The organism is Geofilum rhodophaeum (genome assembly GCF_002210225.1).
Lineage (GTDB): Bacteria > Bacteroidota > Bacteroidia > Bacteroidales > Marinilabiliaceae > Geofilum > Geofilum rhodophaeum.
Window position 1 is genome coordinate 1 of sequence record NZ_MWUJ01000035.1, and the last position, 10,850, is coordinate 10,850.

Sequence of the window (10,850 nt, forward strand, 5' to 3'; positions counted from 1 at the left end):
ATAAAGTATCGTATCGGCAGCGGTCACCATCAAAGCACTGGCCTCGTGTTTAATGTATCTGGAGGCGTCTGTAAATTGATTGGTAGAAACGTAAAATTGGATTTGTGGTCTTCAGCTTAGCAATTGTCGCAGCTCAGCATCCACACGGTTAGAATAGTCTACATTTATAAAGTACCGTACTGGCAACGGTCGCCATCAAAGTACTGGTTTCGCATTTAATGCATCTGGAAGCGTTTATACATTGATTGGCAGAAACGTAAATCCAGCATCTCGTTTAAACAAATGCTTGCATACGGATTGGCAAACGGAATATCGGGTAAATACTTGGGTGCAGTGGTCGTGGCGAGGTGGAGGTTTTGATGCTTAGATGATTAATCGAAGACTAATTGGAAGGGGAATTTGATACTTTTGCTAACACGCAATATATTGCATAGCTGCTCGCTTATAGATAACAAGTTGGTTTCGGGGCAGTGGTCCCATGTGGAAAGAATAATCACTAACAGAGAAAACGCAACGCACTATATTGCCACACGTTAGCATTCAGTGGAAGAAAACCCAGCAACAGCATTGAAACATTAACAATGAACAGATAAATAAAATGATAAATAACCAATAAAAAAGGAGGAAACAAAATGAGACACAAACGATTAAAATTAAGTGCCGTACTCTTGTTAGGACTAGGATTAACAGGATTACAAGCACAAACAAGCGTTAACGCGACTGGCGGAAATGCTTCTGGTAGCGGAGGCTCGGCTAGCTATTCCGTTGGACAGCTTGCTTACACCACCAACACAGGTACAAACGGTTCGGTATCGGAAGGCGTGCAGCAACCATTCGAAATTTCGGTAGTAACAGGAATTGAAGAAGCCAAAGATATATTTCTTAATGTTTCTGCCTATCCAAATCCTACCACAGATTATTTAGAACTTAAAGTTGAAAATTTGCAACTCTCAGAATTGAGTTATAAGCTTTATGATATAAGTGGTAAAGTATATCAAAACAAAGAAATTGGAAATAGTATTACCAAAATAGAAATGCAAAATTTACCACAAGGCATTTATTTTATCAAAGTAATTGATACAAAAAATAAAGAATTCAAAACTTTTAAAATCATAAAAAATTAAGGAGGACAACAATGAAAAAGTTATTTACATTTATGGTAGCCGTATTTTTAACGGCAACACTTTGGGCACAAAGTCCCGAAAAAATGAGTTATCAGGCAGTAATCCGCAACAGTAGCGAAGCCTTAGTAACCAACACAACAGTTGGCATGCAAATAAGTATTTTGCAAGGTTCGGCAAGCGGAACAGCAGTTTATGTAGAAACCCAAAGCCCAACCACCAACGCCAATGGTTTGATAAGTATTAAAATTGGAGATGGTACAGTACAAAGTGGGGATTTCACAAACATAGAATGGGCAAACGGGCCTTATTTTATCAAAACAGAAACCGACCCGGCAGGTGGAACAGATTACACAATTACAGGCACAAGCCAGTTGTTAAGCGTTCCTTATGCCCTTCATGCAAAAACGGCTGAAAGTGTTTCAGGAACAATAACAGAAACCGACCCGGTATTTACAGCTTGGGATAAAGATTATGCAGACCTTATTAATACACCAGCAGCAGCCGATGGCTCCGAAACCAAAGTAACCGCAGGTACCAATGTAACTGTAACAGGTAGCGGAACAACTGCAAGCCCTTATGTAGTAAATGCAACAGCAGGCAGTGGTTCAACTACCTTTTCCGTAGGCGACTTTGCCCAAGGTGGTATCGTATTCTGGGTAGACGAAACCGGACAACATGGTTTGGTAGCTGCTAAAGAAGACCAAAGCACAGGGGTAAGATGGTATGCAGGAACTTATGGTAATACACAGGCAAAAGGAGACGGTCCATTTTCTGGTGAAGCAAATACCTCAATAATTATTGCAGCTCAAGTTGCTATAGGTGATGATGGCAGCACTTATGCAGCGCGTATTTGTAATGAGCTACAAGTTACCGAAGGGGGCAAAACTTATGGCGACTGGTACCTTCCCTCAAAAGAAGAATTGAATTTAATGTATCAAAACAAGGCAACTATTGATGCTACCGCAGGGGTAAACGGAGGCAGCGGTTTTGCTAGTGCCGCCTATTGGAGTTCTACCGAGTACAGTAGCCACGGCGCGTGGGGACAGTACTTCGACTTTGGCTCCCAGTACCTCTACTATAAGGACATCACTTCCTGTGTGCGTGCTGTTCGGGCTTTTTAACTATTTATCTATTTAACAATTTATCCGCGAAGCGGTCGATTTTTTTTTCAATTATATGGCACTCTATTACGAATTACAGGTTTTTAAGGATGTTTACACCCTTGTTCAGAAGGTGTTTTTATATACACAGGAGTTTCCTCGTGAGTATAAATATACGCTTGGGCAAGACATGAAACGAGACGCCATTCAACTTGTAAGGAGTATTTATAGAGCCAACAAGGCAAAGGATAAGGTTGTCTATTTGGAAACCTTTTTAGATGATTTTGAATTGCTAAAATTTGAAATACGCCTTTGTGTGGATATGAAAACTTTAGCAATAAAAAAGCAAGCCGAGCTATCTGGTTTAATGGATAGCATAGGCAAACAAATTACCGGTTGGCGTAATGCCAATCGGTAAATGCCAGAATTGTATGTGTTAAGGCATATACAAGCGAGCAAGGTTTAGTTTAAAAGCGATAAAGGGACTGCTCTTTTGAGCAGTTAAAATGAGCGTTACTTGATATGGAGCAATTCATTTTTGAGTAATACTACAATAAATATGAGATGCCTTGTATTTATATGAACTCCTTTATTTTTGCGGTTGGCGGTTTTGCTAGTGCCTACTATTGGAGTTCTACCGAGTACAATAACAACAACGCGTGGAAACAGAACTTCGACAATGGCAACCAGAACAACAACAATAAGAACAACACAAACTATGTGCGTGCAGTTCGGGATTTTAAACAAACCATTTTTTCAGAAAACCTGTCAGCGTCTGCAAAGGCGCAGATAGGTTTTCTTTCTTAAAAACTTTAAACTTTACAAACTGATTTGTGCAACTTTCATTATTCGACATACCACAACCCAAAATTGAACTTGAAGAACTATTCACTGCCTATTTCGAATGTCGCAAAAATAAACGAAATACAACCAATGCGTTGGCATTTGAAATTGACTACGAAAATAGCTTGGTGCAACTATGTGAAGAAATAAACAGCGGAACATACCAAATAGGTCGTTCCATTGCTTTTGTTGTGGACAAACCTGTTAAGCGAGAAATTTTTGCAGCCGATTTTAGAGATAGAGTAGTTCATCACTTAATTATCGGAAAATTAAACCATTTGTTTGAAAAACAGTTTATACACGATAGTTACAGTTGCAGAGTGGGCAAAGGAACACACTTTGGCATACAGCGAGTTGATAAATTTATAAGGCAATGTTCTAAAAATTACTCAAGCGACTGCTACATACTAAAACTTGATTTGCAAGGCTTTTTTATGAGCATCAACAAAAACATTCTATTTACAAAACTCGAACAGTTTATAAAAGAAAAGTATCAGCAAGCAGATAAAGAATTAGTTATAAAACTTTGCAAGCAAATCATTTACAACGACCCTACGAAAAATTGCATTATTAAAGGTAGCAAAAGCGATTGGAGCGATTTACCCCAAACAAAAAGCCTTTTTCACAGCCAACCCAATTGCGGTTTACCCATAGGTAACTTAACAAGCCAAGTATTTGCTAATTTTTACATGGACAGCTTCGACCATTTCGTAAAACACGATTTGAAAATACAATATTACGGCAGATACGTTGACGATTTTGTGATAGTGCATGAAGATAAAGAGTATTTGAAGAAACTTATTCCTCAATTGTCAGAATATCTGCAAACGGAATTACAAGTTACAATTCACCCTAAGAAAATATATTTGCAACATTACAGCAAAGGAGTAAAATTCTTGGGAACAGTAATTTTGCCAAACCGCATATACATAGCCGACAGAACTAAAGGAAACTTTTACAATGCCATAGCAAAGCATAACCAAATAGCCCGAGACCATAAGCCCTCAAAAGAAGAGCAACAAGCCTTCCAAAGCAGCATGAATTCATATTTGGGCATAATGAAACATTACAAAAGCTACAAACTAAGGTAAGAAATGATTTTTAAAAACCTGAGTGCTTGGTGGTGGAATTATGTATATTTATCGGGCGGTGGAAAAAACGGTCTATACCCACCCAGGGAAAACGGCCATATCCGTTCACTTTTTTATGGGTTAGCCATGAAAATACAAATTTAATTAGTTTTTAGTTTTTCTCATTGTATCGCCTTTCAATTCAAACCGATATGCTGTATGCACCATTCTATCAAGTATGGCATCAGCAGCGGTAGTGTTTGAGAGCATTACATTATACCAATCAGCAACGGCTAACTGGCTCATGATTATTGTGGCTTTTCTACCATGCCGATCTTCTATAAGCTCCATAAAATCTAACAGTTGCTGACCATCCATTACTTTTACACCAAAGTCGTCGATGATAAGTAAATCCATATTGGCCATTTTTTGGAAGAACTTTGATAATGTGGCCTCTACCCGGTGTAGGGTTATTGTCTCAAAAAGCTTTTGGATATTAAAATAGGCTACTTTCTGCCCCATTAAACAGGCATGATATCCAAGTGCGGTACCCAGCCAGCTCTTACCCGTTCCGGTGGCTCCAGTGATAAGGATTGGAGCACCCTGTTTAATATACTCACCCGTAGCCATCTGCATTATTTTACCACGTTCAAGTCCTCGTGCCGCATCAAAGTTTAATTCTTCAATGGTAACCTGATAACGAAAACGGGCGGCCGAGATTAAGCGTGTATTGCGATTCTCTTTGCGCTGGTTTTTCTCTGCCTGTAAAAGCAGCTGCAAACCTTCGTAGAAGGACAATTCATCGATTTTACGGGTCTCAAGCAGTGAGGACCAGCACTGGGCCATCCCCGGCATTCTTAAACTTTTAAATTCGTTTGCAATTTCGTTCATTACACTTGTGTTTAAATGGTTATTATCGGTTTATTTAAAATGGCTTTTGCCCCTCACATTCTTGTGAGAAGGCAGCGTTTGTAGTTTTTGATTCATAGTTATCTCGTAGACGCCACTGCATTTCGACTTGATCAAGCTGTCGATAAAGTCGTAACGGTATCTTTGATATAAAAGGGCAGTTTCACATGCTGTTTTAAATAAGATTGGATCTGTGGTACGCTGTAGTTTAAGCAATCCCTCACAACCTCGATAAAATGTTTCAACTGGGACTTTGGCTGTTGCGAACATACATTCGAAGAGCTCGCCAAGTTCCGAAAGGACAGCATGCGCCCGGTTAATGTAATGCTGTGGTGATCGATCACGGTAGGCCTGTGTGTTCGATGCCAAATGACTCTTTTCAAGGGTATATCCGCCCCGCTTGGAATCTCTTGGATGCATTGCAACACATTCGCCTTTAACATAGATTTTAACCAGGCTGCGGGTATAGATGACATGTGATTTTTCTCCGATATGGATATATGGCACTGAGTAGTGGTGTTTATCACGCCCCAGATAGATACAACCGTTAAGCCCCACCTGAAGATCAGCATAATGACGGACTTCAAATTTATCGTGAGGCAGTGACTGCAACTGGTCTTTTTCGGTGGCTAGAAAATGTTCTTCACGCGAGTATGGATGTTGCTGCATGCGCTTGCGATTATGGGCCAGCATTTTCTCTTCAATGGCGCAATTGAGTTCCTTCAAAGAAAAGAACTTTCTGTTGCGCAGTTGAGCATACACCCGGTTGTAAACAATTTTCACGTGATTCTCGACTAATCCTTTATCCTTAGGGCGTCTGGGACGTGCCGGGACGACAACACAACCATAGTGATTAGCCATGTCCTCCATGATGCGATTGATTTGTGGCTCATAAGGGTCGGTTTTGGTGACAGCTGCTTTTAGATTGTCGCTCACGATAATCTTTGGAACACCGCCCAACGCGTGAAAGCAGGATGTCAGTGCATGGATAAAATCCTCACTCTTTTGAGAGGGAACAGCCATGGCAAAACCATAGTCTGTAGCAGGCATACATGCTACAAATACCTGTACTTTTATCAGCTCCCCGGTCTCTCGGTCAATGTACTCCATTGTATCTCCGGCAAAGTCAATAAATAGCTTTTCTCCGGGCACATATAAATCCTTCAATATTGAAGAAGGATTTTTTCGCTTGGCTTTGGCATGCTGCCGAAAATGGTATCGAAACTGTGTCAGACTATAACCACCAGGATTATCAATAATATACTCTTCCCATAGTGTTTTAAGGGTTACGTGTTTCCTTTCTAACTCCTTTTCGTAGTAGGGGAGCTTTTCTTTGAGCTCTTCGAAGCGATTGTCCACATAGGCTGGATTGCCCCCTGTCATACGATGCTGGAGTATCGGATCATCAAGCTTTAGAAGCTCACCAATGGTTAACTGGTCTCGTTTGGCACGTTGAATGTAACGGTTGACCGTTTCCTTATTTATTGAAAGTTCTGTGGCTATTTGGCGGTTTGAAACGCCATTTTGATGTAGCCGGAGCATTTGTTTTACTTTACTCATGTCTTTTACCTTTCCTGCCATGGCTTAGATTTTTAGCTATAAAAAATTAACAGCTAAAAATAATGACAAAAAAAGTGAACGGGTATGCTCCGTTTTTTTGAGCGCCTGGCCTGGGTGGCAATGCTCCGTTTCGGATTTAATACCAAGTCGTTACATGATGAAAATGGGTGGCAATGCTGCGTTTTCCTTCAGATTTTCTTTTGTGACAGAAGGTCTGGGTGGCAATGCTCCGTTTTTCAAAGTGTTTTTGACCATTTTCAGCGTTTTTGAACGGCAATGCACCGTTTTTTTGACGCTTTTTGGGCCAATTTTTAGACTTGGACTAGGCCGTTTTTTGGGTGGGTATGCTCCGTTTTATCCAATCGGGCGGTATAGCTAAATTTGAAATGAAAACAAAAATAGTATGACAATAACCACCGAAATGCTAACACGCAATATAGCAAAAAGCGGTGCAGTGCTTAATTTGGGCGGTGTTAGCCCGTTTGGGCATCATCTCGGTTTGATAGTTAATCGCTCGCAATCCGCTTCATGCCATATTGCCCAACGTAAGCCATTTAAAATGATAACATTCGAGCGACATAAACATTTTGAAATAGACGAAAACTTTCAAGGCATAAACTTGACTGAATTTTCCTTTAAATTTGATAAGGATATTGATAACGAGGAAATTATAGGCATTTTTATCCGAAGCGAAAACTTTACTTATGACAGTCTTAGAGATTGCATAAGAAATGAACCTGACAAAAGCTATCTAAAACGTGCTTTCGACTTTCACAAGATTAAAATTGAGGATTTTAGAAAATTTGATAAGGATGAACTATCCAAGTTTTTAACTGATTTTTTAAACGACCCAGATTGGGGAGCAGATAAAAATGATTTTGCAAAATTGCTTGATAAGTATATTGCAATGCACAAAGCACTTGACGAAATTGATTATTACATCATTTCAAAAAGCTGGTTTAATAAAGATGATGACAGACTAATGGAACCAGAGAGTTGGGTATATAATTATTATTTTCTTATTATTTCGCTGGACAGAATTTCAAATTCTTTGATATTGGCAGAGTGGTCTTATGATTAAAATTTATCAAATAACCTGAGTAAAACTAGCTACATGAGAATCGAATATTTATTAAATAAAGTTGATTTTTTAGAATATCAGCTTTTTGCAGCATCAAATTCAGAAATTATTATTAAGAACAGAAAAAACTCAAGAATTAGATTGCCAATTGTTTACTTCATTTTGGGTCTTCTCCTTTTTTTATTTGCTGATTTAATTTTTGCTCTTGTTTTTATTGGACTTGGTGTTGCTTGGTACATTCTACATCCGTACTTTATGAAAAAAAGATACCAACGTCATTTTGCTAACCACGTTGAAGAAAACTATCATAATAGATTTGGAAAAGTAGTTAGCTTAGACTTTGAAGAAGAGTTTATTATCGTGAAAGATTTTTTGGGTGAAAGCAAATTAAGAATAAAAGAGATAACTGAAATCAATGAAACTAAAAGTTATATATTTATAAAGCTCTCATCTGGAGAATCATTAATTATACCAAAAAACAGTATTTCTAACCTAAATGAGTTAAACAGAATATTAACCAAAATTGCTTCTGATTTTGACATCATCCAAAATATTTGCTTGGATTGGGAATGGAAATAAGAATTAAAAACCAATTTCGGGAAGACAGAAAATTTTGAGAACGAAAATTAAACGGCTTACAACATGCGTTATAGTGCAAGGCTAAGTTATATATTTACAGCAAGTTTCGTCCACTGAAGAGTATTCTTAACGGCCAGTAAAGATCTACCAAGAAGATTAGCCACGCACCATATCGCTGGACGTTAGGCTCCATGCTAGGAGAATCTTTAATATGAGAAAATTATGAAAAACTATAATATTATACTTTTGGGAATTGTAATCATTCTTTTCTTGGGATGTAATCTAAATAATTCAAAAATTGGAGGTCAGAATATCAACCATCAAACTAAAAATGAATTAACACAAGCAGATGATGTAGAGACGGTGTTTTCCGAAAAATTATTAAGTCAAGAAATACCGCTTACAATAGATTCAAGAATCAGTAAATTGCTTGACAAAACAAAAGTTTTAGGAACTCCACTGGTTTACTCTTTTGAGGACAGTCCTAATACTGATAGTATTGAGCCTTTGTCTGATGAAATAATGGACTTGCTAAGTGCTAAAAAGTTTAATCCTTGGGAAGGTGATTTAAGCGGAAGTCTTTGGCTGTCATGTCAGATTAACTTGTCAAAGAATTTTAAGACCTTGATTTATTCTGTTTCTGATGGGGGTTCAGGACAGAGCATACTCGTTACCTATTCAAATAGCTTTAAATTTATAGATCATAAAAATATTGCTTTTGAAGATTATGCTGAAGGGTATTCCTCTTCAAATTCATGGATTGATAAGAACAAAATTATTACTTATGAATCTTATTCTGGTGATTATCCTACCGAGGATACTACTTATTTCGGAATAGATGAGCAAGGACGCATTGATACATTAATCGTAAAAAGATCAGCCAACAAAGGAACAATGACAACAACTGAAATTTATGATAATGTTCACGAATCGATTAAAAATTTTGAACATTTAGAGAATATACTAAATACTGATAAGTTTCTGATACGTATTGATAGGCTTAGTGATGGAAGTTATCGTTATGCTTCGTGGTCAATAAAACAAAAAGCTTCAGAGAAACCAGATTTGATATTATTAAATGGTGACTATATAAGAGAAGGAACAGGTGGTAATCATAGTTATGTATTTAAGAATGGAGATTATGCCTATAAGTGCTCAATTCAGAAATTAAGAGAATATCAGGCTCCACCTGCAGTTTTAAGAGTGTACAAAGGGGATAAAGAAATTTTATGCCAATCCGCTGTAATAGTAAAATAATGCACGAGAGCCTAATCGAGTAGGCCGCCGATAGGCTATTAGCCTATCGGAGAGCCTCTCACACCACCGTACGTACGGGTCTCGTATACGGCGGTTCCCTAAAACAAGGGAAACTGATTGTTTCCTGCTACCCTTTTCGTAATGGCTAGTATTAAACCCAAAGGCTAATAGACCTCCATTATAAATTGGTAGCGTTAAAGGGTTCAGTCCTTCAGTGTCTACTTCTGGTGTTGGGAAACCCAGCTAATACAGTTCGCTAGTACGCCGCAATTTTCCTTCCATTTAATACGGTAGATCGGTAGCATCCTCACCTACTATGACCTCTGCTGACTGCTCCCATATACCAACTCGTGGCGGTGGAGCTATCCCCTGGTAAGAGCATTATCCTTTAGCCTATCCCTGTCGCATCTACATAACCGTCCGTTTGGTGTTCTTGGGGCTTTACAATCATGTACTTGCTTACCCGAGGTATTTGCTCCCTCATTGGTCTCAAATAATCTCATATGCGCCTTACAGGACATACTAATCCTGTAATACCTGTTCGTCAGTACAGACTTTTGCCGATTGGCTTCCTTCACTGCATACCTCACGGTAAACCAGCTTGCCACTGGTTTGGCCCCCTATTAATCGGACAATCGTTACAGAGGTTAGTACAAACATAAACTTTTCTGCCGATATTTGCATCGGCAAGGAACAACCGACGGCGATAATTAGACCGATGGTTGTAGAGATGTAGCGGCGCCGCACATTTCGTAATTTTTCTCATCTTCAACCCCATCGAGGGGTTTCAGCTGAGGGCAAGGAACAACCTTCTGGCTCCAATATCCCGATAGTTGGTGGTATGGGATCAGCAGTTTAAACTTGGTGGTTCTTTGTTTTTCATTGACTGTTACCTTTACATTCCCCAATTGCCATTGAGACCAGAAAACCATTGGTGGCAGGTGCAAAGTGGAGCTATGGATTCGTTGATTGTTGTACTTTTCGTAAAACAACGTCAAACACTGCTCGAGTTGCTCCAGTGACCAGAAGTCTTCTGGGTTTAATTTCTTTGACAAAAAAGCGTGAAAACTCTCAATATGGCCATTTTCCTGAGGCGTATAAGGATGTGTGAAGACCTGATTCAGCTTATTATCTTTAAAGAAGTTTTGCACTTTTTTAGCTGCAAACCGGGAGTCGTTATCGTTGCGTATCTCAATGTCAATTTTTCTGTTAAGGCAATCGTAGGGCTGCAAGTGATTTTCAATTACTTCTTCCCAAAGCTCCTGAACAAGAGCTTGTTTGATGTTGTATGCGGTTTTGCGTCGTAAGCATTCGGTCTGCCACGTAT

Annotated in this window: 12 protein-coding genes; 9 read left to right on the forward strand and 3 right to left on the reverse strand. The window is 38.9% G+C overall.

Going from position 1 to position 10,850, the window contains the following annotated elements; all coding sequences use genetic code 11:
- Positions 1-632: 632 nt before the first annotated feature.
- The 5 genes from B4W65_RS16415 to B4W65_RS16435 all read left to right on the forward strand — a co-directional run bounded on the left by B4W65_RS16415 (position 633) and on the right by B4W65_RS16435 (position 4,158).
- On the forward strand, positions 633-1,124 hold the full coding sequence (locus tag B4W65_RS16415) for a T9SS type A sorting domain-containing protein (protein WP_088656252.1): 492 nt from the start codon (positions 633-635) through the stop codon (positions 1,122-1,124).
- 11 nt (positions 1,125-1,135) lie between these two features.
- Positions 1,136-2,245: an Lcl C-terminal domain-containing protein gene (locus tag B4W65_RS17365; RefSeq protein ID WP_158522881.1), complete on the forward strand. Its 1,110-nt coding sequence runs from the start codon at positions 1,136-1,138 to the stop codon at positions 2,243-2,245.
- A 55-nt stretch (positions 2,246-2,300) separates the two neighbouring features.
- On the forward strand, positions 2,301-2,642 hold the full coding sequence (locus B4W65_RS16425; protein ID WP_088656253.1) for a four helix bundle protein: 342 nt from the start codon (positions 2,301-2,303) through the stop codon (positions 2,640-2,642).
- Between the two features lie 146 nt (positions 2,643-2,788).
- The gene (locus B4W65_RS16430; protein ID WP_088656254.1) at positions 2,789-3,031 is read left to right on the forward strand and encodes a DUF1566 domain-containing protein; all 243 of its coding nucleotides are present in this window, start codon (positions 2,789-2,791) and stop codon (positions 3,029-3,031) included.
- A 26-nt stretch (positions 3,032-3,057) separates the two neighbouring features.
- The gene (locus B4W65_RS16435) at positions 3,058-4,158 is read left to right on the forward strand and encodes a reverse transcriptase/maturase family protein (RefSeq protein ID WP_205741316.1); all 1,101 of its coding nucleotides are present in this window, start codon (positions 3,058-3,060) and stop codon (positions 4,156-4,158) included.
- Between the two features lie 144 nt (positions 4,159-4,302).
- Here B4W65_RS16435 and istB read toward each other — a convergent pair whose 3' ends face one another.
- A complete protein-coding gene (gene istB, locus B4W65_RS16440) occupies positions 4,303-5,028 on the reverse strand; it encodes an IS21-like element helper ATPase IstB (RefSeq protein ID WP_088656255.1) in 726 nt (241 codons plus the stop codon).
- Positions 5,029-5,058: 30 nt separating this feature from the next.
- On the reverse strand, positions 5,059-6,627 hold the full coding sequence (gene istA / locus B4W65_RS16445; RefSeq protein ID WP_088656256.1) for an IS21 family transposase: 1,569 nt from the start codon (positions 6,625-6,627) through the stop codon (positions 5,059-5,061).
- Positions 6,628-6,760: 133 nt separating this feature from the next.
- Here istA and B4W65_RS17245 point away from each other — a divergent pair, with 133 nt between their 5' ends.
- The 4 genes from B4W65_RS17245 to B4W65_RS16460 all read left to right on the forward strand — a co-directional run bounded on the left by B4W65_RS17245 (position 6,761) and on the right by B4W65_RS16460 (position 9,523).
- The gene (locus B4W65_RS17245; RefSeq protein WP_146697820.1) at positions 6,761-6,985 is read left to right on the forward strand and encodes a hypothetical protein; all 225 of its coding nucleotides are present in this window, start codon (positions 6,761-6,763) and stop codon (positions 6,983-6,985) included.
- Between the two features lie 24 nt (positions 6,986-7,009).
- A complete protein-coding gene (locus B4W65_RS16450; protein ID WP_088656257.1) occupies positions 7,010-7,687 on the forward strand; it encodes a hypothetical protein in 678 nt (225 codons plus the stop codon).
- 33 nt (positions 7,688-7,720) lie between these two features.
- Complete coding sequence (locus tag B4W65_RS16455) at positions 7,721-8,266, forward strand: YcxB family protein (RefSeq protein ID WP_088656258.1); 546 nt, start codon at positions 7,721-7,723, stop codon at positions 8,264-8,266.
- 222 nt (positions 8,267-8,488) lie between these two features.
- Positions 8,489-9,523, forward strand: coding sequence for a hypothetical protein (locus tag B4W65_RS16460; protein WP_088656259.1), 1,035 nt, complete (start codon positions 8,489-8,491; stop codon positions 9,521-9,523).
- Between the two features lie 710 nt (positions 9,524-10,233).
- Here B4W65_RS16460 and B4W65_RS16465 read toward each other — a convergent pair.
- The coding region (locus B4W65_RS16465; RefSeq protein WP_088656260.1) for an integrase core domain-containing protein at positions 10,234-10,850 on the reverse strand (617 nt) is incomplete at its 5' end.